Raw genomic sequence first — 22,190 nt, forward strand, 5'->3', positions numbered from 1 at the left:
ATAAAACCAAATTACGTTGCCTGAAATAATGCACATCTGCACAATTGGCCCTTTCGCCAAAAGTTCGACACACGCTTTCGATCCATGATTTCGGCCGCGGGCCGGGCGAGAAACTGATAGGGATAGCCATGGCGGCGAACTGGGGGTTGCGCGGCAAATCGGTGGTGGCGCTGTTGCTGGCCTGTGCCCTGGCACTGGTCCCGGCGGTGCTGCTGGGCTGGCGCGCGATGGACGACATCCGTACGCACTTCGGCCTGGCCTACGCGAAGAACTTCACCCTGCTGCACCGGCAGAAGATCCTCGCCCCGGTCTCCCGCGAACTGGCGTTGTCGCGCCGTTTCGCCGAATCGGTGGTGACCCGCGACTGGCTGCTGAAGGAAGACGACCCGGCGCGCCGCGCGCTGTTCTTCCGCGAGGCCGAGGGCTACCGCGGCGACTTCCGCGACCACGCCTACTTCATCATCGCCAGCGGCTCCCAGCACTACTACTTCAACGACGGCAGCCAACCCTACAGCGAACGGCCGCGCTACACCCTGGAGGCCGGCGACCCGGAAGACGCCTGGTACTTCAATACCCTGCGCAACAGCGCCGCCTACAACATCAACGTCAATGTCGACAGCAAGTTGAACCTGACCAAGGTCTGGTTCAACCTGGTGATCCGCGACCAGGGCCGGCCCATCGGCCTGGCCGGCAGCGGCCTGGACCTGAGCGGCTTCCTCGACGACTTCATCATCGCCCGCGAGCCGGGCGTGACGCCGATGATCGTCGGCGACGACGGCGCCATCCAGGCCCACCCGGACCGCCGCCTGATCGCCTACAGCTCCGCCGCCGGCGGCGCCAGCGAACGCCACCGGGTGTTCGACCTACTCGACCAGCCGGAACAGCGCGACGCCCTGCGCGAGGCCATGCGCCTGGCCCGCGCCAAGGCCGGCTCGGTGCACTGCCTGTGGGCCGGCCTCGACGGCCGCCAGCAACTCTTCGCCGTGGCCTACATTCCCCAACTGCGCTGGTACGTGCTCACCGCCGTCGACCTGCACGCCGCCCAGGTCCTCGACAACCGCTGGCTTTGGCCGCTGGCGGGCACGTTCCTGCTGTTGCTGGTGGCCCTGCTGCTGGGCTTCGCCTATGCCGTCGAGCGCCTGCTGTTGCGCCCCCTGCGCAGCCTCAAGCGCTCGGCCAAGGCGATCGCCGCCGGGCGCTACGACACGCCGCTGCCGCTGGCGCGCCAGGACGAGATCGGCTCGCTGTCGAAGGCCTTCGCCAGCATGGCCGACCAGGTCCGCCGGCACACCGCCGAGCTGGAAGACAAGGTCCAGGAGCGCACCCAGGCGCTGGAGGAAGCCAACCGCGAGATGGCCGCCGCGCAGAAGAAGATCGGCGACAGCCTCGACTACGCCAGCCTGATCCAACGCGCGATCCTCCCCGACCGCCAGCTCAGCGCCACCCTCGGCGAGCATCACTTCATCCTGTGGAAACCGCGCGACGTGGTCGGCGGCGACTTCTACGTGTACCGCGAGCAGGCCGACGGCTACCTGATCGGCGTGGTCGACTGCGCCGGTCACGGCGTGCCCGGCGCGCTGATGACCATGCTCGCCCGCGCCGCCATCGACCACGCCATCGAGGCGGTGGGCAGCCGCGACCCGGCGGCGATCCTCGGCGAGACCGACCAGGCGATGCGCAGCATGCTCAGCCAGGAGCAGATCCCCCAGGCGCTGGCCACCAACATGGATGCCGGGCTGGTCTGGGTCGACCGCCGGCGCCGCCAGCTGGCCTTCGCCGGGGCGAAGATCTCGCTGTACGCCAGCGACGGCGAGGAGGTCCAGGAACTCAAGGGCGCGCGCCGGGCGATCGGCGACAAGCGCCGTGGCGACTACCGCAACATCGAGGTACCGCTGGCGCCGGGCTGGACCTTCTACCTGAGCACCGACGGTTTCCTCGACCAGGCCGGCGGCGAACACGGCTTCGGCTTCGGCAGCCGGCGCTTCGCCGACATGCTCCGCGACCACGCGCGGCAGCCGCTCCCCGAGCAGGCCGAGGCCTTCGTGGCGACGCTCGCCGAGTACCAGGGCGAGCACCCGCAACGCGACGACATCACCATCCTGTCCTTCCGATTCGACTAGGGGCACCCATGGAAACGCTAGACCTGCTGGCCATGCGTGAAAGCTACACCCGCCAACGCATCCTGCTCTGCTTCAACGGACCGATCTCGCGCAGCCTGATCGAGGAGATAGGCCACGCGCTGCGCAACTACCTGCACGCCGAACAGGCCAAGCCGAGCGAAGCGATGGACGTCTTCGCGGTGTACATCGAGATGACCCAGAACATCCGCCACTACGCCAATCTCAAGGGCTACGGCGAACACGAGGCGGCGGCCACGGTAGCCATCGCCCGCAACGAGGACGGCCACTACGTGGTGTCCGCCGGCAACCTGGTGGAACGCGACGACGGCCAGAGCCTGGTGCGCAGCATCCAGGCCATCGCCAACCTCGACAAGGCCGCCCTCAAGGCCGCCTACAAGGAGCAGCTACGCCGCCCGCGCGACAGCGGCTGCGCCAGCGGAGCCGGTCTCGGCCTGCTGGACATCGCCCGCAAGTCCAGCGAACCACTGGCCGCATCGCTGAAGGAACAGCCCGACGGGCGCGCCTTCTTCAGCCTGCGCGCCGTGATCTGACCCCGTGTTTTAGGAAGAACACCATCATGAGTGACCTGCACATACCCGGCACCCAGTCCACGCCCGCCATCCAGGGCGACTGGCAGGCCGGACGCCTGTCCATGCAAGGCGATTCCTACCCGGAAAACTCCTATGAACTGTTCGGCCAGGTGATCGACTGGGTCGAGCGCTTCCTCGCCGACGGGCAGCGAGCGCTGGAGCTGGACCTGCGCCTGCTGTACCTGAACACCAGTTCGATCAAGGCCATGATGGACATCCTCGACCTGCTCGAAGAGGCCCACCAGGGCGGTCGCCCGGTCAGCCTGCGCTGGCACTACGACCGGCGCAACGAACGGGTCGCCGAGCTGGCCGAGGAGTTCCGCGAGGATTGCAGCTTCCCCTTCGCCATCCAGGCCCACGACGAGTAGCCGACGATGAGCCGCGAACGCGAACTGGACGCCTGGATCGACGGCCTGCTGGCCGATCCGCAGTTCCACGGGCATCCGCTGCACCAGGCGCTGGCCCGCCTGCGCCAGCAATCGCTGGAGCAACTGGTGCGGCTGGAGCGCATCGCCCGGATCTCCGACGGTTTCCAGTCGATGGCGCGGGAGCAGAACCTGTCGCTGTCCGAGCGCTACCACAAGCAACTGCGGCGCCTGGAAAAGGTGGCGCGGATCTCCGACCGCTACCAGCAGATGATGCGCGACCTCAACCTGGCGCTGAAGGAAGCCTCGATCCGCGACCCGCTGACCGGCCTGCCCAACCGACGCATGCTGCTGGAGCGCCTCAGGGAGGAGAACGAACGCTCCCAGCGCCACGGCCAGAGCTACGTGCTGGCAATGCTCGATGTGGACTTCTTCAAGCAGGTCAACGATACCTGGGGCCACGACAGCGGCGACCGGGTGCTGGTGGAAATCGCCCGGGCCATGGAGTCCGAGCTGCGCGAATACGACCTCTGCGGCCGCTGGGGCGGCGAGGAATTCCTCCTGCTGCTGCCGCAGACCCGCCTGCAGGACGCCGGCCCGGTACTCGAGCGGGTGCGCGACAGCGTACGGACCCTGGCGGTACGCGTCGGCACCGAGGCGCTGAGCGTCACCGCCAGCGTCGGCGTCACCGAACACCGCATCGGCGAAACCTATTCGCAGACCGTCAATCGCGCCGACGCCGCACTGCTCGACGCCAAGCGCAGCGGCCGCGACAAATGCGTGTTCGCCGCGCTCCCGCCGCTCCCTACCCCCTCCCGCCCGGCTCCAGCGCGCTGAGCCTCCTCAGGCGTCCAGCCGCTGCGGCCGCACCTGGCCTCGGCTGAGGTCCACCAGCAGCGCCTGTAGCGCCTCGAAGCGCGCCACCGGTAACTCCAGGGTCAGGACGACGCCGTCGGCGCCGTAGTCTTCCGCCGCCACGCTGGCGCCCAGCGCCAGGCTGCGCGCCTTGAGCAGCGCGTGGTCGGCGAAGGCACAGGCGAAGCGCACCCGGCAGCGCTCGACCAGCTCGCTGCGCGGCGCCTGTTGCAGGCACTTGGCCGCGCCGCCGCCATAGGCGCGGGCGAGGCCGCCGGTGCCGAGCTTGATGCCACCGAACCAGCGGCTGACCAGCACCGCCACGCAGTCCATGTCCTGTCCCTCGATGGCCGCCAGGATCGGCCGCCCGGCGCTACCGCCGGGTTCGCCGTCGTCGCTGAAGCGGTACTGCGCGCCGCACTTCCAGGCCCAGCAGTTGTGGCCGGCGGAAGCGTCGCGGTGGGCGGCGATGAACGCCTGCGCCTCGTCCTCGTCGGCCACCGGTGCGGCGACGGTGTGGAAACGGCTCTTGCGGATTTCCTCGCGGTATTCGGCGAGGCCTTGCAGGGTGCTCGGCATCGCGTTCAGGCCGCCGGCGGGGTCAGTCCGCAGCCCTTGAGGATGATCCGCACCAGGTTGTCGGCGGCGGCGGCGAAGTCCTGCCTGGACATGCGCTTGCGGCCGGTGACCAGGCCGATCTGGCTGGCGAAGTCGGCGTAGTGCTGGGTGCTGCCCCAGAGCAGGAAGATCAGGTGCACGGGATCCACCGGGTCCATCCGGCCGGCGGCGATCCAGGCCTCGAATACCGCGGCGCGGCCGCGGAACCAGCTGCGGTAGTCCTGGTTGAAGTGCGCGGTGAGGCACTCGCCGCCGCTGATGATCTCCATGGCGAAGATCCGCGAGGCCAGCGGGTAGCGGCGGGAGAACTCCATCTTGGCGCGGATGTAGCGGGCCAGCGCCTCGGCCGGATCGTCGTCGACGCCGAGGGTGTTGAAGGTACTGTCCCAGAGTTCGAGGATGTTGCTCAGCACCGCCGTGTAGAGGCCCAGCTTGTTGCCGAAGTAGTAGTGCAGGTTGGCCTTGGGCAGGCCGACGTTCTGCGCGATGGTGTTCATGCTGGTGCCCTTGAAGCCGTGGCGGGCGAACTCCTCCTCGGCCGCGGCGAGGATCGCCTCCTCGTTCTTCTGGCGGATGCGCCCGGCCGGCTTGTCGCGGGCGGCCGGGTCGTGGGCGGGCACTGTCAGGGTCATGCGCAGGTTTCCATCGGCGTGATCCCCGCGTTGATACCCCAGCCCGGCCGCGGGGCACAAGCCAGGCGCGGAAAAATTTGCAAACGCCCGTATCAACCCAGCGGCTTGCGCCAGCGCGCCAGGGCGCCGCCCTTCGCGCTGGCCTGCGCCGCTTCGGCAACGCGCTCCTCGGGCAGCAGCAGGTTGAGCAGGATGGCGGTGATGCCGCCGCTGGTGATCGCCGAGTCGAACAGGGTCTTCACCACCGCCGGCATCTGGTCGAGCAGGGTCGGCTGCGCGGCCACACCGAGGCCGACGCCGAACGAGGCGGCGATGATCAGCACGCTGCGGCGGTCCATCGCGGTCTGGCCGAGAATGCGGATGCCGGCGGCGGCGACGCTGCCGAACATCACCAGGGTGGCGCCGCCGAGCACCGGCTTGGGGATCTGCTGGAGGATCGCGCCGACCCAGGGGAACAGGCCGAGCGCCAGCAACACGCCGCCGATATAGATCCCGACGTGCCGGCTGGCCACCCCGGTGAGCTGGATCACCCCGTTGTTCTGCGCGAAGGTGGTGTTCGGGAAGGCGCTGAAGGTGGCTGCCAGCAGGCAACTGACGCCGTCGCCGAGCACCCCGCCGCGCAACCGCTGCAGGTACGCCGGCCCCTCCAGGGGTTGCCGCGAGAGCATGCAGTTGGCGGTCAGGTCGCCGACCGTCTCGATGCTGCTGATCAGGTAGATCAGCGCCACCGGCAGGAAGGCCATCCAGTCGAAGGCGAAGCCGAAGCGGAACGGCTGCGGCAGGCTGACCAGCGGCAGCTCGGGCAGCGCCCGCGGAACGAACAGGCCGGTCGCCCAGGCCGCCAGGGTACCCAGCGCCAGGCCGATGACGATGGCGGCCAGGCGCAGCCAGGGCAGGCGCGAGCGGTTCAGCAGGACGATGCTCAGCAGCACCAGCGCGCCCAGCGCGAGATTGGCCGGTGCGCCGAAGTCCGTGGCCCCGGCTCCGCCGCCGAGGTCGGTGATGCCGACCTTGATCAGGCTGACGCCGATCAGGGTGATGACGATGCCGGTGACCAGCGGCGTGATCACCCGGCGAAGATGGCCGAGGAAACGACTGAGGACGATCTGCACGAAGGCGCCGAAGAAGCACACGCCGAAGATCATCGCGAGGATCTCCTCGGGACCGCCGCCGCGCTGCTTCACCAGCATCCCGGCGGCCAGCACGGCGCCCAGGAAGGCGAAGCTGGTGCCTTGCAGGCAGATCATTCCGGCGCCGATGCCGAACGGCCGGCGCGCCTGGATCAGGGTGCCGGCGCCGGAAACCATCAGCGCCATGCTGATCAGGTACGGCAGGTGCTCGCCGAGGCCGAGCAGCGAGCCGATCACCAGCGGCGGAGTGACGATACCGACGAAGCTGGCCAGCACGTGCTGTAGCGCGGCAAGGAAGGCGGGAAGCGGGCGCGGCCGGTCGTCGAGGCCGTAGATGAGGTCGTTGGGGCGTTGGTCTTCGCTATGCATCGGGCCGTCTCAAGTGGCGCTCCTCGGACAGGAGGAGGATGCACGGCTTCTGCAAAAAGCTGTCCAGGTGATCAGCTTATTCCTGCCGCTCAGGCTGCAGGGCGCGCCCGGCGTGGGTCGAGCGGACAACGGGAGGCAAACGCAAGGACCACGGAGGCGACCGTCGCGCACCGTGCCGATGCACGGCGCGCAATGACGGGGCGCGCTGGCGGGGCCCGGCCGGCAGCCCCGCGCGACGGACTCAGAAGTGGTATTTGACCAGGAAGCTGGCGGTGTTCTGGTCGGTGGTGAAGTACTGCGAGTCCTTCACGCCGTACTTGTCGGACCAGTAGTCGTACTCCAGGCCCACGTACAGGTGCTTCGCCTCGTAGCCGAGGGCCTTGCCCAGGTCGTACTTGACCTGTGGGTTGAAGTGCAGGTTGGCGTGGTAGTCGCTCTGGTTGCGGCGGCTGGTGCTGGCGCTCTTGTTGTTGATCACCCAGTCCATGTAGCCGTCGATGAGGATGTCGGAGTTGCCCACCGGAATGGTGTAGGACCACACCGGGGTGATCTGCCAGGCGCCGGCGCGCACGCGGTTGCCGTCGGGCTTGCGGTAGTAGAAGTTGAGCTGGAAGTAGTCGAAGCCGGGGATCGCCAGGTCGAAGCCCGGGCCGAGCAGGTAGGCCTCGGTGTCGCCTTCGCCGAACTCGTAAGTGCCGGCCAGCAGCACGTCCTTCACCGGGCCGAAGGAGAGGTCCGCTCCGGTGAGCTTGCCGAAGCTCAGGCGCGGAGTGATCTCGCCGTAGTAGGTGTTCTTGCCGTTGCTGGCGTCTTCCTTGCCGTTGTAGTTGATCTGGTCGAAGAAGATGAACAGGTCGCCCCAGGTCCAGCCGCTGGCATGTTCCAGGGTGAAGGTCTGCTGGATCGGCGGGTTGATCTTGAAGTTCTTGCCGTAGAGGTAGGTCAGGCTCTCGTTGTGCCAGAGCAGCGGCCCCGAGTCGGTCTCGTGGGTCGGCGTCATGTCATGGTCTTCGGCGACAGCCTGGCCTGCGGCCAGCAGCCCCCCGGCTAGCATCACGGTGGCGAGTGTGCGGCTCATTGAAACGCTCCTGGAGTGAATAGCTTTTTTTCTAGTGGGCGAACCTGTCCGAGCGGTCAGGCCTCGCCATGGATAGCAAGAACGAAGCCAAGACGGCGCGGGCGCTTCGCCGGGTTTCCAACGGCAAAGGGAACGCCTGTTTTTTCAGTGTTCTGGACAAAGGCGGCGAAATGCCTCCAACCTCTCTACGACGGCAAAAACCTGACCCCAAGGACAGTTTCTGCCTTGCGCTGGTGCGTGGTCGGGAGGGGCGTGCTCGACTTTGGGATGGCAGCGCGAAGAAAACTGGATACACAAAAGCGTTTTGTGACAAAAAGAATCAGTAGGATTTTGTACACAAAACACTGCGTGGTATTTCTACACATCACCGCCCCGGCGTTCGGGCGAGAAGCGGCGCGGATGATGCCAGAGACGGCGGGCGGAATTCATCCCCGAATGGGGTTTTTCGTCGGGTTTCAGGACGCCCGGACGTAAATTCGCCAGGGCCTGGGAGACTCCGGTGGCATGACATCCAGAAAGCGCTCTCGATGTCGCGTAGCGGAGCGCGCTCGAGCACGGGTCGCCTGGCAGCCTATGCCTGCCGGGACTTCTTGCTTCGCCATCCGCAGGGCGGATACGCCTTGGGCATTATCCGCCGGACAGGTCTCCCCGCCTCACCCACATGGGTCCCCTCACCACACCGCGATCTGCGAATCGGTGCGCGGCTCGGTGCCGCCACAAAGCACGCCGCTGGCCGGGTCGCGCAGGACGATCTGGCCGCGCCCGTAGCTGGTCGAGTCGTAGGCGATCTCCACCTGGTGCCCACGCTGCGCCAGCTCCGCCGCCAGCGCGCGCGGCGCGGCATGTTCGATGCCGACGCGCAGCCCGCCCAGCCACTGCCAGCGCGGCGCGTCGAGGGCGGCCTGGGGGTTGAGGCCGAAGTCCACCAGGTTCATCACCATCTGCACGTGGCCCTGCGGCTGCATATAGGCGCCCATCACGCCGAACGGGCCGAGCGGCACGCCGTCCTTGCTGAGGAAACCGGGAATGATGGTGTGGAAGGTCTGCTTGCCCGGCTCCAGGCAATTCACGTGGTCCGGATCGAGGCTGAACTCGGCGCCGCGGTTCTGCAAGGCGATGCCGGTGCCGGGCACCACCACGCCGGAGCCGAAGCCGTGGTAGTTGCTCTGGATGAACGAGACCAGGTTGCCCTCCTCGTCGCCACAGGCCAGGTACACCGTGCCGCCCGGCCTCGGCTGGCCGGGGCTGGGATCGAGCGCGCGCTCGCCGATCAGCGCACGGCGGCTGGCGGCGTAGTCCTCGTGCAGCAGTTCCTCGACCGAGACCCGCATCGACTGCGGCTGGCTGATGTAGTGCAGCCCGTCGACGTACGCCAGCTTCATCGCCTCCAGTTGGCGATGCCAGGTCCGCGCGCAGTCGCGCTCGCCGAATTCGAAGCCCTTGAGGATGTTCAGGGTCATCAGGGCGATCAGGCCCTGGCCGCTCGGCGGAATCTCCCAGACGTCATAGCCACGGTAGTTCAGCGAGATCGGTTCGACCCACTTCGCCTGGTAGCCGGCCAGGTCCTCCGCGCGCAGGTAGCCGCCGCTGCGCTCGGCGTGGCCGACGATGGCCCTGGCCAGCTCGCCGCGATAGAAGCTTTCGCACTGGCTGCGCGCCAGCTCGTCCAGGGTGTCGGCCTGGCCCGGCTGGCGGAACACCTCGCCGGCGCACGGCGCCCGGCCGTCGATGAGGAACTCGTCGAACCAGGCCCGCAGCTCGGGCCGCTGCGGCAACGCCGCGCGGAACTTGTCCAGGCCGCTCTGCCACAGGCGGGCGATCACCGGCGAGACCGGAAAGCCATCGCGAGCCAGCTCGATCGCCGGCCGCAGCAGTTGTTCGAACGGCAATTTGCCGAAGCGCCGCGACAGTTCGGCCCAGGCCGCCGGACAGCCCGGCACGGTGACCGGCGTCCAGCCGTACAGCGGCATCCGCTCGTGGCCGGCGGCGCGCACCCGCTCGCGATCGAGCAGGCCCGGCGCGCGCCCGCTGGCGTCCAGGCCGTGCAGGCGGCCGCGGGTCCAGACCAGGGCGAAGGCGTCGCCGCCGATCCCGCAGCCGGTCGGCTCGACCACCGTCAGCGCGGCGGCGGTGGCGATCGCCGCGTCGATGGCGTTGCCGCCACGGCGCAATATCTCCAGCCCGACCTGCGCCGCCTGCGGCTGCGAGGTGGCGACCATGCCGCGGCGGGCATGGACCGGCGAACGTTGCGAGGCGTAGGGAAGCGCGTGGGCGGAGAAGTCGAGCATCGGCGTGGGCTCCGGGAAACTTGAGGCGGCAGGTTAGCCCTGCCAGACTCTGCCGACTAGCGACACGACGCCAAGTCATGACGATGAACGGACAGCCTGCGGAACTGCACCGCCCGATTCCCACCCTCGCCCGCCTGCCACGGCCGGTCTACGCGCGCGCCGAAAGCCTGCGCGCCGGCTCCTGGACCTCGCGCCACCGGCACGCCTGGGTGCAGCTTTCCTACGCCATCAGCGGCGTGCTCGGCGTGCATACCGCCGAGGGCAGCTTCTTCGCCCCGCCGCAGCGGGCGATCTGGATTCCGGCGCAACTGGAACACGAGGTGGTCACCTCCACCCGCGCCGAGATGCGCAGCCTGTACATCCGTGGCGACGCCTGCGCCTGGGCGCCGACGCGTTGCCGGGTGCTGGAGGTGACGCCGCTGGCGCGCGAGCTGATCAAGAGTTTCTGCGAGTTGCCGGTGGACTACCCGGAGGGCGACAGCGCCGAGTCGCGACTGGTGCAGGTGCTGCTGGACCAGCTACGCCTGCTGCCGGAGGTCGCCTTCTCCCTGCCGATGCCGCGCGAGCCGCGCCTGCTGCGGCTGTGCCAGGCACTGATCGACGAACCGACCCAGAGCCTGACCATGGGCGACTGGGCGCAGCGCCTGGGCACCTCGGAAAAGACCCTGTCGCGCCTGTTCCAGCGCGAGACCGGGATGAACTACCGGCTCTGGCGCCAACGCCAGCGCCTGCTCGCCTCGCTCAACGCGCTGGAGGCCGGCGACAGCGTCACCGGCGCCGCCCTGGACAGCGGCTACGACTCGACCTCGGCCTACATCGCCGCCTTCAAGGGACTCTTCGGCTTCACTCCCGGCGAACTGTTCCGCCAGCGCTGAGCCCGGCGAAGGGCCCAGCGCGCGGGGCTCAGAACACGTCGATGGGATAGTCGACGATCACCCGGTATTCGTCGATGTCGTTGTCCACCGCGCTGTAGCCGCCGGTGCCGCGGTGGGTGGCCCAGCGCAGGCGCAGCGAGAGGTCCTTGGCCGGACCGCCCTGGACCACGTACTGCAGGTCGAGGTCGCGTTCCCAGTGCTTGGCGTTCTTGCCGTCGGCGCTGTACCAGCCGCCGTAGCCGGGGCTGTCCGGATCGACCCGGGTCAGGTCCAGCTTGCCACGCGAGTATGAGGCCGAGGCGCTCAGGCCGGGCAGGCCGAGGGCGACGAAGTCGTAGTCGTATTGCAGCTTCCAGGACTTCTCGTTGGGACCGTTGAAGTCGGAATACTGCTGCGAGTTGTCGAGGAAGATGCTGTCGCCCTGGTTGATGTAGTCGAACGGCGTGTTGCCGTTGACCTTCTGCAGCACCGCGGTGACGGTGTGCTGCCTGTAGCCGACCGCGAAATGCAGGCTGTAGGTGTTGTTGTCGATCCGGCCGAGCAGCGAGTCGCCGCTGTCGACGGTCTTGTAGTAGTGCGCGCCGGGGTTCAGCGACCAGTTGTCGTCGATCTCGTAGGTGTAGTCGACGTCGGCGTAGTACTGCTTCCAGACGTTCTGAAGTTCGGCGGCGTACAGGCTGCTGGTGAAGCCCTCGATGCCGCCCCAGGTGCCGCCCAGCCAGCTGAGATGATGGCTGTCGCGGTCGCCCGGCAGTTCGCCGTAGTACGAGCCAAGGCGGCGGTGGCCACTCTGGTTGTAGTACTTGGTGAAACTGACCTGGCCAGCCGTGAGGGTCAGGTCCTCGAAACTGTTGTTGGTCAGGCTCACGCCGCGGAAGGTCTGCGGCAGCATGCGCGACTCGCCGCCGGCGACCACCGGGTTGCTGAGGAACTGGTCGCCCAGCTTCAGCTCGGTGTCGAAGGCGCGGATCTTCAGCGCCGCCCCGCCACTGGAGAACTCATCGGGCGCCTTGCCGGACTCGTAGCCTTCCTTGCTCGGCGCGGTGATCGGCAGGATGCTGGTGCCGCCGGTACCGCCGCCGCCGTCGAGCTTCAGCCCGAGCATGCCGTAGGCGTCGACGCCGAAGCCGACCACGCCGGGCGTGTAGCCGGACTGAAAGGTGGCGATGAAGCCTTGCGCCCATTCCTTGCTGTCGTGCCCGGAAGCGTGCCGGCGGTCGTGGTTGAAGTAGTAGTTGCGGGTCAGCAATTGGAGGCTGGAGCCTTCGATGAAGCCTTCTTTGGCTCCCCCCTCATCGGCCCAGGCGGCGGACGCGGTGCACAGCGCCAGCGCCATCGGCGTCAAGGCGAACAGATTCCTCATTGCGGTTGCTCCTTCTTACAGCGTGGTGAAATCCGGCAAGGCCGGAAAGCGTGTTGTGGTGTCGTTCCCGGCGACGCTTCTGCTGGCGTCGCGCGGGCGATCGCTCCCATGGGGCGCCCAGCCGGGCGCAACCCGAAAAAAAAGGCCGCTGGTATCAGCGGCCTTGAGAAGACGTCGAATAGGAGCAATCAAAGTTCGGCGTCGGGAAGTCTTGCCAGTGTATTTCCGGACACTGGAAACCGGTTGGAACGCAGTCGGACTCTTCTATTGAAAGTCTCTTCGACTCATCAGGCTTTAGGCTTTCCACGTCCCGCTCTTGCATGGCGAGATCGATGAAGACAGAACGAATATCGTCGACAGCCAGCGACAATTATCCATTGAGCTGGCGCGATTATATTTTTTTGCCACTATCGGAAAAACCCGATATCCAACGAAAGTCTTTTACATATTCTGCAAGAATTCTCCGAACGGTCAGGAAGGCAAAAAAAACGCCGCATATCATATGCGGCGCAAGGACAGGGTACCCAGGCTCACGCTTCCCGAGTACCCGGGGGAAGCCATGGCGCGGCTGGCGCCATGCGCTAGATCAGGAGTCGCTGCGGGCCCCGGCCTGCGCGGCGGAGGCGGAAAGTTCCTGCTGGTGCTCGATGGCCTGCTGGTTGGCGTCGACCATGCGGTTGGTCATCAGCGAGGACTCTTCGGCGAAACCGGCCTGGGAAAATGCGAGGGAAAACAGACTGAGTATGGCGGCAGCAAGGATCTGGCGATTCATGGCGGGTCTCCGATGACACCCTGTTCACTTGGGACAGGCGCCATATTAGTTAACCGCCATGCTCGGAAAAATAGCCAAACAGACGAGAGAGTATTACCTCAATAACAACAATCCTTCACTGTGCCCAGTAACTTGAACTTTGCATGGTGGTTTCGTCGCGGGCGAATGCCTGGGGAAGTTCCTGTTGCAACAGATCGACCCAGGTGCGGATCTTCGCGTCCAGGTAACGCCGCGAGGGATACAGCGCATAGATGGTCCGCTCGTGCATGGCATGGCCGGGCAACACCCGCAGCAGCTCGCCGTTGCGCAGCGCCGCGGCCGCCACGTAGCTGGGCAGCAGGGCGATGCCGAGGTCGGCCTTGGCCGCCTGGGCCATGACCTCGGCGACATTGACCATGAAGGTGTTCTGCGGGCTGACGGTGCGCTCGCCCTGCTCGTCGGCGAAGATCCAGCCCTCCGGGTAGGCCGGGTCCTGCAGGCGCAGGCAGACGTGGCGCTCCAGGTCGTCCACCGAGCGCGGCACGCCGTGCTGTTGCAGGTAGCCGGGACTGGCGCAGAGCACGCTGTGGATGCTGCCCAGGCGCTGGGCGACGAACTCCGAGTCGGGCAACTGGCGCTCGCCGGTGATCAGCACGTCCTGGCCTTCCTCGAGCATGTCCGGGTTGCGCTGGGACAGGGTCAGCTCGATCACCACGTCGGGGAACAGTGCGCCGTAGCGGGCGATCATCGGCACCAGGTGATGCTGGCCCATGCCCATCAGCGACTGCACGCGCAAGCGGCCGCAGGGGCGGATGTGCGCGCCGGCGGCTTCGGCCTCGGCGACCTCGATGTCCTCGAGGATCCCACGGCACCGCTCCAGGTAGCGCTCGCCGGCCTCCGTCAGGGCCAGGCGCCGGGTGGTGCGGTGCAGCAGGCGCGTCTGCAGGTGCGCCTCCAGGTCGGAGATCAGCCGCGATACCTGCGCGGTGGACAGGTCCAGGGCCTGGGCGGCGGAAGTGAAGCTGCCGCTGTCCACCACCCTGGCGAACACGCGCATGCCTTGCAATGTGTCCACTATTACCTCGGTTGCAAAACAGATTCGTAAATTGGTCGGATTTTCCCTGGCGCCGGGCTGCCTATACTGGCCGCCGTCGCCGTAGCAACGCCGGGCATACCCTGCCCGGCGTCGGGGCGGATGGCCCACCCGCCGTCCGCTCTCCTTCCCCCCCGCACAGACTCTGCTACGGCGGCGCCCCCTTCCCCTTCCGTCGCGCTCAGCGTCCCGGTTCCGGAATCCGGTACCAGGCGACGTACAGCGCCGGCAGGAAGATCAGCGTGAGCAGCGTGGCGGCGACGATGCCGCCGATCATCGCATAGGCCATCGGCCCCCAGAACACTTCGCGGGCGATGGGGATCATCCCCAGGCTGGCCGCCGCCGCCGTCAGCAGGATCGGCCGGGTGCGGTGGTGGGTGGCTTCCAGCACGGCTTCCCAGGGCGTCTTGCCGTCTTTCTCGAAGGCATCGATCTGGGTCACCAGGATCACCGAGTTGCGGATGATGATGCCGATCAGCGCGAGAATCCCGAGGATCGCCACGAAGCCCATCGGCGTGCCGGTCGGCAGCAACGCCGCGACTACCCCGATCAGCCCCAGCGGCGCGACGCTGGCCACCAGGAACAGCTTCTGCACGCTCTGCAACTGGATCATCAGGAAGGTCGCCATGAGGAACAGCATCAGCGGCACCACCTTGGCGATCGGGCCCTCGGCCTTGCCGCTCTCCTCCACCGTGCCGCCCACTTCGATCCGGTAGTTCGCCGGCAGGCCGTCGGCGAAGCGCTTGACCTCCGGCGCCAGCCGGGCGACCAGGTCGGTGGGCTGGATCTCGCCGCGCAGCGACGCCTTCACCGTGATCGTCGGCTTGCGGTCGCGGCGCCACACCAGCGGCTGCTCCAGCTCGTAGCTGACCTTGGCGAACGCCTTGAGCGGGATCGAGGTGCCGCTGGGCGTGACGATCTGCAGGCTCTCCAGGGTCTCCAGCGAGCCGCGCTCGCTATCCTCGGCGCGGCCGATGACGTTCACCAAGTAGATGTCGTCGCGCACCTGGGTCACCGCGCTGCCGGTCACCACGCTGTTCATGATCTGCGCCACGTCCTCGGAGGACAGCCCGAGCTGGCGCGCCTTGTCCTGGGCGATGTCGATCTTGAGCATCTTCCCGGGCTCGTTCCAGTCGTAGACGATATCGCCGATATTCGGGTTGCCGTCGAGCACGCCGGCCAGGCCCATGGCGTACTCGCGGACCTTGTCGATCTGCGGTCCGCTGACCCGGTACTGGATCGGCCGTCCCACCGGCGGCCCCATCTCCAGCGGCTGCACGTAGGTGCTGATGCCGACGTAGTCCTTGCGCAAGCGATCGCGCAGGCGCGCGGCGACGCGCTCGCGGGCCTCCAGGTCCTTGGTGACGATCACCAGTTGGCCATAGAAGTTGTTCTGCAACTGCTGGTCCAGCGGCAGGTAGAAGCGGATCGCGCCTTCGCCGACGTAGGCGCTCCAGTGGTCGATGTCCTCGTCGTCCTTCAGCGTCGCTTCCAGGCGGTCCATCACCGCCCTGGTCTCGTGGATGCTGCTGTTCTGCGGCAGGTTGAGGTCGACCAGCAGTTCCGGACGGTCGGAAGACGGGAAGAACTGGTGCTGGACGAACTTCATCAAGAACAGTGACACGCCGAACAGCAGCGCGGTGAGGAAGATGGTCGTCCAGCGCCGGCGCATCGCCAGGTGCAGCAGGCTGTCGAAACGCTCGGCGATGCGGCCCTTCTTCTGCTCCGACTTGTGCTTGAGGGTCTTCGGCAGGATGTGCACGGCGATCACCGGGGCGAACAGCACCGCGACGATCCACGACAGCAGCAGGGCCACGGCGATCACCGCGAACAGGGTGAAGGTGTACTCGCCGGCGGAGCTGGCGTTGAGCCCGATGGGTACGAAGCCGGCCACCGTCACCAGGGTCCCGGTGAGCATCGGGAAGGCCGTCGAGGTGTAGGCGTAGGTCGCCGAGTCGTGCAGCGAGTCGCCCAGTTCGAGGCGCGTGATCATCATCTCCACGGTGATCATGGCATCGTCCACCAGCAGGCCGAGGGCGATGATCAGTGCGCCGAGGGAAACCCGCTGCATGGTGATGTCGGTGTATTCCATGAACACGAAGACCATCGCCAGCACCAGCGGGATCGAGCAGGCCACCACCAGCCCGGCGCGCAGGCCGAGGCTGACGAAACTGACGATGAGGACGATCACCACCGCCTCGAACAGCGCCTGGGTGAAACCGCCGACCGCCTTCTTCACCACCTGGGCCTGGTTCGACACCTGGTGCACGCCGACCCCGACCGGCAGTTCGCCGGTGATCTCCTGCATGCGCGCATTGAGCGCCTCGCCGAACTCGAGGATATTGCCGCCCTCCTTCATCGCCACCGCCAGGCCGATGGCCGGCTCGCCCTTGTAGCGGAACAGCGAGGTCGGCGGGTCGACGAAATCGCGGCTGATGCTGGCCAGGTCGGACAGCCGGTAGAAACGATCGTTGACCCGCAGGTTGACCGCCTGCAGGTCCCTTTCCGAACGGAAGTTGCCGGAGGTGCGCACCGAGATGCGCTCGGGGCCGGCCTCGACCACGCCGGACGGGGTCACCGCGTTCTGCGCTTGCAGGCTCTGCACGACCTGGCGCTGGTCGAGACCGAGGGCGGCCAGCTTGCGGGTAGAGAAGTTGAGGTAAATGACCTCGTTCTGCGCACCGATCATCTGCACCTTGCCCAGGTCTTTCACCGAGCGGATGTCCAGGCGCACCTTCTCCACGTAGTCGCGCAGCTGGCGGAAGTCCAGGCCGTCGGCGGTGAAGGCGTAGACGCTGCCGAACACGTCGCCGAACTCGTCGTTGAAACCCGGTCCCTGGATGCCTTGGGGGAATTCGCCCTGGATGTCGGATATCTTCTTGCGCACCTGGTACCAGATATCCGGGATGTCGCCGGCCTTGGTGGTGTCCTTGAGGTAGACGAAGACCGTCGATTCGCCGGGTCGCGTGTAGCTCTTCACGTAATCCAGCGAGTCCAGCTCCTCGAGCTTCTTCTCGATGCGGTCGGTGACCTGCTCCAGGGTGTCGTCCACCGTGGCGCCCGGCCAGCGGGTCTGGATGACCATGGTCTTGATGGCGAACGAGGGATCCTCCTCGCGCCCCAGGTTGAGGTAGGAGAACACGCCCATCACCAGCGATACCGCCATCAGGTACCAGACCAGGGACTGGTGGCGCAGGGCCCAGTCCGACAGGTTGAAACCGCCCTTCATCGCGCATCCTCGTCGAGTTTGATCTTCTGGCCGGGCTTGAGGCTGTTGACTCCGGCGCGGACCACCCGGTCGCCGTCGGCCAGGCCCTGTCCGATCACCACCTGGCGTTCGTCGCGGCTGAGCACCTGTACCTCGCGCAGGGCCACGCTGGACTGTTTCCCATCGACGACCCAGACCTGGGTCTTGCCGTCCCGCTCCAGCAGCACGCTGGCCGGCAGCACACTGCGCACGCTACCGGCGCTGCTCAGCTGGACCTGGATGGTCGAGCCGAGGCGGAACGCCTCCGGCGTCTGCGCCAGGCTCAGGCGCACGCGACGGGTGCGGGTCGAGGCGTCGGCCTGCGGACCCAGCTCGCGGATGCTGCCGGTGGTCCTGGCCTGCGGGTCGAGCTGGGCGCTGACCAGGAAGCGCGCGTCGGCCGGCAGGCTCTCGGCGACCTCAGTGGGCAGGTCGAAGACCGCCTCGCGCACCTCGGGCCGGGCCAGGGTGACCACCGCCTGGCCGGCGCTGACCACTTGCCCGGCCTCGGCGTGCCAGGTGGTGATGACGCCGTCGAAATCGGTCACCAGGCGCGTGTAGGAAAGCTGGTCCCTGGCCTGCTGCACCGCCGCTTTGGCCTGGTCGAAGCTGGCCTGGCTGGTCTTCAGGCGGGTCCGCGCATCGTCCAGGCGCGCCTGGGCGGTGACGCTGCGGGCGAACAGTTCTTCCTGGCGCCGGGCATTGGCCTGGGCGTCGATCAACTGCGCCTCGGCGCTGGCCAGGTCGCCCTGGCTGGCGCGCAACTGGTTCTGCTGGTCGGTGGGGTCGAGGGTTGCCAGCAGCGCGCCCTTGCCGACGAAGTCACCGACGTCGAACAGGCGCGAGGCGATCCGTCCGTTGGTGCGGAAGCCGAGCACGCTCTCGTAGCGCGCCTGGATGCTCCCGGCGAAGCGACCGAGGTCGTCGTTCTTCAGGGTCTTCACGGTCACCGTCAGCACCGGCCGCGGCGGTGCCGGCGGCGGCTCGTCGCCGCAGCCGGAGAGGAGCAGGGCGAAGCCGAACAGGCCGGCGAGGGAAAACGGCTTCATGGCTGGCCTCCGCCCACGGCGTCGCGGCTGGCGGTGCTCTGGGTCGGCTGCGGCGGCTGGGCCACCTCGACCACCTGGCCCGGATGGAGCAGTTGGCCGCCCACCGTGACCACTGTCTGGCCCGCCTCCAGGCCACCGTCGATGACCACCTTCTCGCTGGCGTAGCGTGCCACCCGCACCGGTTGCAGACGCGCCTTGCTTTGCTGGTCGAGCAACCAGACCGCCGGCTGCTCGCCGACCTTGGACAGCGCCGACCAGGGCAGCACCACGCTGTGCTCGGCCGGCGCGGCGACGCTGGCGTTGACCACGCTGCCGAGGCTCATTTCCGCCGGCACCGAGTCGAGGCCGACCTTGACCTTCAGCGTACCGCTGCGCTCGTCCACCGTCGGGGTGATCTCGCGGACCTTGCCGCTGGCGGTGACTTCCGGCTTGCCGAGCAGGCTGACGGTGATCCGCTGGCCGTCGACATCGTGGCTGAACAACGACTCGTAGACGTTGAACACCGCGTCGCGCTCGCCGTCGCGGGCCAGGGTGAAGATCGGCACGGTGGCCTGCACCACCTGGCCGACCTCGGCCTGGCGGGCGGTGATGACCCCGGCGTCGGAGGCACGCAGCTCGGTATAGGAAAGCAGGTCGCGGGCGTTGGCCAACTGCGCCTGGGCGGCCTTCAGCGAACTCTGCGCGCTGCGCACCGAGGCCAGCGCCTGGTCGTACTCGCTCTGGCTGGTGTAGCCCTTGGGCAGCAGCGCCTTCTGCCGCTGGTAGTTGAGGTCGGCGAGCTTCGACTGCGCCTGCTGCGCGGCGACCGCCGCCTGGGCGTTCTCCACGTTGCTGCGCTGGTCCTGCGGGTCGAGCCGCGCCAGCACCTGGCCAGCCGCGACGTGGTCGCCGACATCGACCAGGCGCTCGACGATCTTGCCGCCGACACGGAACGACTGGTCGGCCTGTACCCGTGCCTGGATGTCGCCGGTGATCGAGGTGGCCGAGGCGAACTCGGCCATCTTCACCGTCTGCGCCAGCACACGGACGTGTTCCTCGGCGGGCGGCTCGGCGCCGCAACCGACAAGCAGGCTGGCGCACAGGATGGCGGGCAGCGCCATCCGCGACCAGCGACCTTTGGAATGAAAAGCGCCTCTGGCGTCTGACATGCCTTCCCCTTCGCGATCCATACAGATACCGGCCGATACGGCCGGAAACTCCCAGAATTGGCAGGGATTCTAGCCGCGTCCCCAAGGATTGCGACTATCAGATGGAAGCGGGGGTTCCTTTTCCAAACTTGTGGAGGGGATCGCCTCCGGCGTCAGGTGAACAGGCGCGCGCTCAGCTCGCGGCTGGCCTCCAGCAGCAACGGCAGGAAGCGACTTTCCAGTTCGGCGCGGGAGACCCGCCCGGCATGGGTGCCGACGTTCAGCGCGGCGAGCACATGGCCGGCGGAGTCGCGTACCGGCACCGCCAGCGAGCGCAGGCCGACTTCCAGCTCCTGGTCGACGATGCACCAGCCCTGGCGACGAATCTCCACCAGGCACGGCAGCAGGGTCTCGGGGGTATACAGGGTACGGCTGGTCTTGGCCTGCATCTCCACTCCGCCGAAGTAGGCGTGCAGCGCGTCGTCGTCCAGCGCGGCGAGGAGGATGCGGCCCATCGAGGTGCAATAGGCGGGCAGCCGGCTGCCGACGTTGAGGTCCACCGAAATCAGCCGCTGGGGAGTGGCCGAACGGGCGATGTAGAGCACGTCGTCGCCCTCCAGGGTGGCCATCGAACAGGCTTCGTGGAGCTGTTCGCTGAGGCGGTCGAGGATCGGCTGCGCAGTGATCGCCAGCGGCGTCGACGACAGGTAGGCGTGACCGAGGGTGAGCACCTTCGGCAACAGCGAGTAGGTGCGCCCGTCGGTGGTGGCGTAGCCAAGCTGCATCAGCGTGTGCAGGCAGCGACGCACGGCGGCGCGGGGTATTTCGGTGCGGTGGCTGATCTGGGCGATGGTCAGGTGCCGCTTGCGCTCCTGGAACGCATGGATCACCGCCAGGCCACGGGCCAGCGAGGTCATGAAGTTGGGATCGCCGGTGAAGGCCTCGATGCGCTTGGCTGGCGAAAGGACGGTCGGCGGCGCCAGGGTGGCGGGGTGTTCCGGGAGTTCGCTCATGGACGTTCGGGCTCGGGTCACGGAAAGGCTCGCCGATTATCGGACACTCGTTCGATCATCGCAATTGACCGGAGCGCCTCCGACTGTAGTACTGTCGGGGCTACCCATCGCCCTCCGGGAGTAATGTCAGGTACCCATCGGCGGGTTCTGGGTACGCCCTTGCCGCTCCGGCAAGGGCGCCCTTCCTTCCCGCGCGTCCCGCGCGATCGATGCACCTAGAAGTCGAAGAACACCGTCTCGTTGTCGCCCTGGATGCGGATGTCGAAACGGTAGGCGAGCTGTCCGTCCACTTCGCAGCGCCGCGCGAGCAGGGTGTCGCGACGCGGCGCCTGCTCGATCAGGTTGAGCACCGGACAGGCGGCGTTGGCCTCGGTCTCGTCATCGAAGTACAGCCGGGTCTGCAAGTGGATGTTGATGCCGCGGGCGAACAGCGAGACGTTGATGTGCGGCGCCATCGGCACGCCCTGGGCGTTACGCACCACCCCCGGCTTGACCGTGTGCAGGGTCCACTCGCCGGCATCGAAGGTGGTGGCGGTGCGGCCGAAGCTGTTGAACGGTCGCTCCGGATCGTAGCGCTCCTGGTAGCGGCCTTCGCTGTCGGCCTGCCAGAACTCCAGGAACGAGTCGCGCACCAGGTGGCCGTTGCCGTCGTAGACGTGGCCGAGCAGGAGGATGTGCTGGCCCGGCGCGCCTTCGCGGGCCATGCGGTTCCAGATCTCCAGGTCGCGGGTCGGGTTGCCGGCGGCGGCCAGCGCCAGGCCGATGTGGACGTAGGGACCGGCGGTCTGGGAAGGGGTTTCCCGCAGCAGTTCGTGGCTCATGGTCGGCTCCTCAGGCGTTTTCGAAGAAGGTCTTGCGCTGCCCGCGCAGGACGATGTCGAAGCGGTAGGCCAGGCAATCCATCGGGTTGGCCATGCTCATGTCGAGCCGGCCGATCAGGCTCTGCGCCGCCTCCGGGTCGGCAAGGGTGCGGATGATCGGGCACTTGGGGATCAGCGGGTCGCCCTCGAAGTACATCTGGGTGACCAGCCGCGCGGCGATCGCCGGGCCGCTGACGGACACGTGGATGTGCGCCGGGCGCCAGTCGTTGGGGCCGTTGCGCCAGGGATAGGGCCCGGGCTTGATGGTGCGGAAGTAATAGTGGCCCTCGCTGTCGGTGAGGGTCCGGCCGACGCCGCCGAAGTTCGGGTCGAGCGGCGCCAGGTAGCGGTCGTTCTTGTGCCGGTAGCGCCCGCCGGCGTTGGCCTGCCACATCTCCACCAGGGTGTGCGGGACCGGCTTGCCGTACTGGTCGAAGACCCGGCCGAACATGATGATGCGCTCGCCCTGGGGCAGGCCGCCGTGGTCGAAGTTGAGCAGCAGGTCGTTGTCGTGGCGGCCGAGCCTGAGGTGGGAGAAGTCCGGCCCGCTGGTTTCCGAGAGCGATTGCGGGATGCTCACCAGCGCCTGGCTCGGCGAGCGCGGCACGGAGGTCTTGTAGTCGGGGGTCAGGGCTTTGGGGTGCCAGTTTCGGTCACGGATGACGAAACGACGGCTTTCGGCGTCGTGCATGTCGGGCTCCTGTTATTCGCGTTATCGGTCGCCAGGCTTGTGGATTCAGGCATGGAAAACGAAGTCTTGCGCAGGA

General features: G+C 67.4%; 20 protein-coding genes. 6 read left to right on the forward strand and 14 right to left on the reverse strand.

From position 1 onward, the window contains the following. Positions 1-128 precede the first annotated feature (128 nt). The 4 genes from siaA to siaD are packed head-to-tail and all read left to right on the forward strand — an operon-like array spanning position 129 to position 3,912. On the forward strand, positions 129-2,120 hold the full coding sequence (gene siaA, locus AC4OR5_RS00465; protein ID WP_003083920.1) for a biofilm regulation protein phosphatase SiaA: 1,992 nt from the start codon (positions 129-131) through the stop codon (positions 2,118-2,120). Positions 2,121-2,128: 8 nt separating this feature from the next. Beyond that, positions 2,129-2,671: a biofilm formation regulator kinase SiaB gene (siaB, locus tag AC4OR5_RS00470; RefSeq protein ID WP_003083916.1), complete on the forward strand. Its 543-nt coding sequence runs from the start codon at positions 2,129-2,131 to the stop codon at positions 2,669-2,671. A 26-nt stretch (positions 2,672-2,697) separates the two neighbouring features. Next, complete coding sequence (gene siaC, locus AC4OR5_RS00475) at positions 2,698-3,078, forward strand: biofilm formation regulator SiaD modulator protein SiaC (RefSeq protein WP_023107547.1); 381 nt, start codon at positions 2,698-2,700, stop codon at positions 3,076-3,078. A 6-nt stretch (positions 3,079-3,084) separates the two neighbouring features. Continuing rightward, on the forward strand, positions 3,085-3,912 hold the full coding sequence (siaD, locus tag AC4OR5_RS00480; protein ID WP_023100092.1) for a biofilm formation regulator diguanylate cyclase SiaD: 828 nt from the start codon (positions 3,085-3,087) through the stop codon (positions 3,910-3,912). A gap of 6 nt (positions 3,913-3,918) precedes the next feature. On the opposite strand, the gene AC4OR5_RS00485 is transcribed toward siaD, so the two are convergent. The 4 genes from AC4OR5_RS00485 to AC4OR5_RS00500 form a co-directional block, all read right to left on the reverse strand. After that, entirely contained in the window at positions 3,919-4,509 is a 591-nt protein-coding gene (locus tag AC4OR5_RS00485) for an IMPACT family protein (RefSeq protein ID WP_003083907.1), read from the reverse strand. A gap of 5 nt (positions 4,510-4,514) precedes the next feature. Then, positions 4,515-5,180, reverse strand: a complete 666-nt coding sequence (locus AC4OR5_RS00490) for a TetR/AcrR family transcriptional regulator (RefSeq protein ID WP_003083903.1) — start codon at positions 5,178-5,180, stop codon at positions 4,515-4,517. Between the two features lie 92 nt (positions 5,181-5,272). Then, the gene (locus AC4OR5_RS00495) at positions 5,273-6,679 is read right to left on the reverse strand and encodes a uracil-xanthine permease family protein (protein ID WP_003102211.1); all 1,407 of its coding nucleotides are present in this window, start codon (positions 6,677-6,679) and stop codon (positions 5,273-5,275) included. A gap of 241 nt (positions 6,680-6,920) precedes the next feature. Continuing rightward, positions 6,921-7,757: an outer membrane protein OmpK gene (locus AC4OR5_RS00500; RefSeq protein WP_003083898.1), complete on the reverse strand. Its 837-nt coding sequence runs from the start codon at positions 7,755-7,757 to the stop codon at positions 6,921-6,923. 68 nt (positions 7,758-7,825) lie between these two features. Here AC4OR5_RS00500 and AC4OR5_RS00505 point away from each other — a divergent pair, with 68 nt between their 5' ends. Continuing rightward, on the forward strand, positions 7,826-8,083 hold the full coding sequence (locus tag AC4OR5_RS00505; protein WP_124132084.1) for a hypothetical protein: 258 nt from the start codon (positions 7,826-7,828) through the stop codon (positions 8,081-8,083). 345 nt (positions 8,084-8,428) lie between these two features. Here AC4OR5_RS00505 and AC4OR5_RS00510 read toward each other — a convergent pair whose 3' ends face one another. Then, complete coding sequence (locus tag AC4OR5_RS00510) at positions 8,429-10,045, reverse strand: gamma-glutamyltransferase family protein (RefSeq protein WP_023083865.1); 1,617 nt, start codon at positions 10,043-10,045, stop codon at positions 8,429-8,431. A 77-nt stretch (positions 10,046-10,122) separates the two neighbouring features. Between AC4OR5_RS00510 and AC4OR5_RS00515 the strand changes: the two genes are divergently transcribed. Then, positions 10,123-10,920, forward strand: coding sequence for an AraC family transcriptional regulator (locus AC4OR5_RS00515; protein ID WP_003083886.1), 798 nt, complete (start codon positions 10,123-10,125; stop codon positions 10,918-10,920). Positions 10,921-10,948: 28 nt separating this feature from the next. Here the strand turns inward: AC4OR5_RS00515 and AC4OR5_RS00520 are convergent, their stop codons facing one another. The 9 genes from AC4OR5_RS00520 to pcaH form a co-directional block, all read right to left on the reverse strand. Further along, positions 10,949-12,283 (reverse strand): OprD family porin, encoded by a 1,335-nt coding sequence (locus AC4OR5_RS00520; protein WP_058159901.1) that lies wholly within the window; start codon positions 12,281-12,283, stop codon positions 10,949-10,951. A 586-nt stretch (positions 12,284-12,869) separates the two neighbouring features. Next, a complete protein-coding gene (locus AC4OR5_RS00525) occupies positions 12,870-13,055 on the reverse strand; it encodes a hypothetical protein (RefSeq protein ID WP_003083879.1) in 186 nt (61 codons plus the stop codon). 115 nt (positions 13,056-13,170) lie between these two features. Further along, complete coding sequence (locus AC4OR5_RS00530; RefSeq protein WP_003083876.1) at positions 13,171-14,109, reverse strand: LysR family transcriptional regulator; 939 nt, start codon at positions 14,107-14,109, stop codon at positions 13,171-13,173. Between the two features lie 199 nt (positions 14,110-14,308). Continuing rightward, positions 14,309-17,356, reverse strand: coding sequence for a triclosan efflux RND transporter permease subunit TriC (gene triC / locus AC4OR5_RS00535; protein WP_023434857.1), 3,048 nt, complete (start codon positions 17,354-17,356; stop codon positions 14,309-14,311). After that, positions 17,353-18,423 (reverse strand): triclosan efflux RND transporter adaptor protein TriB, encoded by a 1,071-nt coding sequence (gene triB / locus AC4OR5_RS00540; protein WP_003083872.1) that lies wholly within the window; start codon positions 18,421-18,423, stop codon positions 17,353-17,355. The genes triC and triB overlap by 4 nt, the downstream gene beginning before the upstream one ends. Continuing rightward, entirely contained in the window at positions 18,420-19,571 is a 1,152-nt protein-coding gene (triA, locus tag AC4OR5_RS00545; RefSeq protein WP_025991806.1) for a triclosan efflux RND transporter adaptor protein TriA, read from the reverse strand. Before triA ends, triB begins: the two co-directional genes overlap by 4 nt. 152 nt (positions 19,572-19,723) lie before the next feature. Then, entirely contained in the window at positions 19,724-20,563 is an 840-nt protein-coding gene (locus tag AC4OR5_RS00550; protein ID WP_003083866.1) for an IclR family transcriptional regulator domain-containing protein, read from the reverse strand. 215 nt (positions 20,564-20,778) lie between these two features. Beyond that, positions 20,779-21,384, reverse strand: coding sequence for a protocatechuate 3,4-dioxygenase subunit alpha (gene pcaG, locus AC4OR5_RS00555; protein WP_003137038.1), 606 nt, complete (start codon positions 21,382-21,384; stop codon positions 20,779-20,781). Between the two features lie 10 nt (positions 21,385-21,394). Further along, positions 21,395-22,114 carry a protocatechuate 3,4-dioxygenase subunit beta gene (pcaH, locus tag AC4OR5_RS00560; protein WP_003102187.1) on the reverse strand — a complete coding sequence of 240 codons (720 nt, stop codon included), beginning with the start codon at positions 22,112-22,114 and terminating at the stop codon, positions 21,395-21,397. Positions 22,115-22,190 lie beyond the last annotated feature (76 nt).

It is taken from the genome of Pseudomonas sp. YA1, from assembly GCF_058680555.1.

What these genes read in the sequence shown, in the direction of transcription:
- pcaH (WP_003102187.1), bottom strand. Translation starts at nt 22,114, where the DNA reads ATGCACGACGCCGAAAGCCGTCGTTTCGTCATCCGTGACCGAAACTGG.
- triA (WP_025991806.1), bottom strand. Translation starts at nt 19,571, where the DNA reads ATGTCAGACGCCAGAGGCGCTTTTCATTCCAAAGGTCGCTGGTCGCGG.
- AC4OR5_RS00525 (WP_003083879.1), bottom strand. Translation starts at nt 13,055, where the DNA reads ATGAATCGCCAGATCCTTGCTGCCGCCATACTCAGTCTGTTTTCCCTC.
- AC4OR5_RS00520 (WP_058159901.1), bottom strand. Translation starts at nt 12,283, where the DNA reads ATGAGGAATCTGTTCGCCTTGACGCCGATGGCGCTGGCGCTGTGCACC.
- AC4OR5_RS00550 (WP_003083866.1), bottom strand. Translation starts at nt 20,563, where the DNA reads ATGAGCGAACTCCCGGAACACCCCGCCACCCTGGCGCCGCCGACCGTC.
- AC4OR5_RS00505 (WP_124132084.1), top strand. Translation starts at nt 7,826, where the DNA reads ATGGATAGCAAGAACGAAGCCAAGACGGCGCGGGCGCTTCGCCGGGTT.
- AC4OR5_RS00490 (WP_003083903.1), bottom strand. Translation starts at nt 5,180, where the DNA reads ATGACCCTGACAGTGCCCGCCCACGACCCGGCCGCCCGCGACAAGCCG.
- triC (WP_023434857.1), bottom strand. Translation starts at nt 17,356, where the DNA reads ATGAAGGGCGGTTTCAACCTGTCGGACTGGGCCCTGCGCCACCAGTCC.
- AC4OR5_RS00495 (WP_003102211.1), bottom strand. Translation starts at nt 6,679, where the DNA reads ATGCATAGCGAAGACCAACGCCCCAACGACCTCATCTACGGCCTCGAC.
- triB (WP_003083872.1), bottom strand. Translation starts at nt 18,423, where the DNA reads ATGAAGCCGTTTTCCCTCGCCGGCCTGTTCGGCTTCGCCCTGCTCCTC.
- AC4OR5_RS00515 (WP_003083886.1), top strand. Translation starts at nt 10,123, where the DNA reads ATGACGATGAACGGACAGCCTGCGGAACTGCACCGCCCGATTCCCACC.
- siaC (WP_023107547.1), top strand. Translation starts at nt 2,698, where the DNA reads ATGAGTGACCTGCACATACCCGGCACCCAGTCCACGCCCGCCATCCAG.
- AC4OR5_RS00510 (WP_023083865.1), bottom strand. Translation starts at nt 10,045, where the DNA reads ATGCTCGACTTCTCCGCCCACGCGCTTCCCTACGCCTCGCAACGTTCG.
- AC4OR5_RS00500 (WP_003083898.1), bottom strand. Translation starts at nt 7,757, where the DNA reads ATGAGCCGCACACTCGCCACCGTGATGCTAGCCGGGGGGCTGCTGGCC.
- siaB (WP_003083916.1), top strand. Translation starts at nt 2,129, where the DNA reads ATGGAAACGCTAGACCTGCTGGCCATGCGTGAAAGCTACACCCGCCAA.
- pcaG (WP_003137038.1), bottom strand. Translation starts at nt 21,384, where the DNA reads ATGAGCCACGAACTGCTGCGGGAAACCCCTTCCCAGACCGCCGGTCCC.
- siaD (WP_023100092.1), top strand. Translation starts at nt 3,085, where the DNA reads ATGAGCCGCGAACGCGAACTGGACGCCTGGATCGACGGCCTGCTGGCC.
- AC4OR5_RS00485 (WP_003083907.1), bottom strand. Translation starts at nt 4,509, where the DNA reads ATGCCGAGCACCCTGCAAGGCCTCGCCGAATACCGCGAGGAAATCCGC.
- siaA (WP_003083920.1), top strand. Translation starts at nt 129, where the DNA reads ATGGCGGCGAACTGGGGGTTGCGCGGCAAATCGGTGGTGGCGCTGTTG.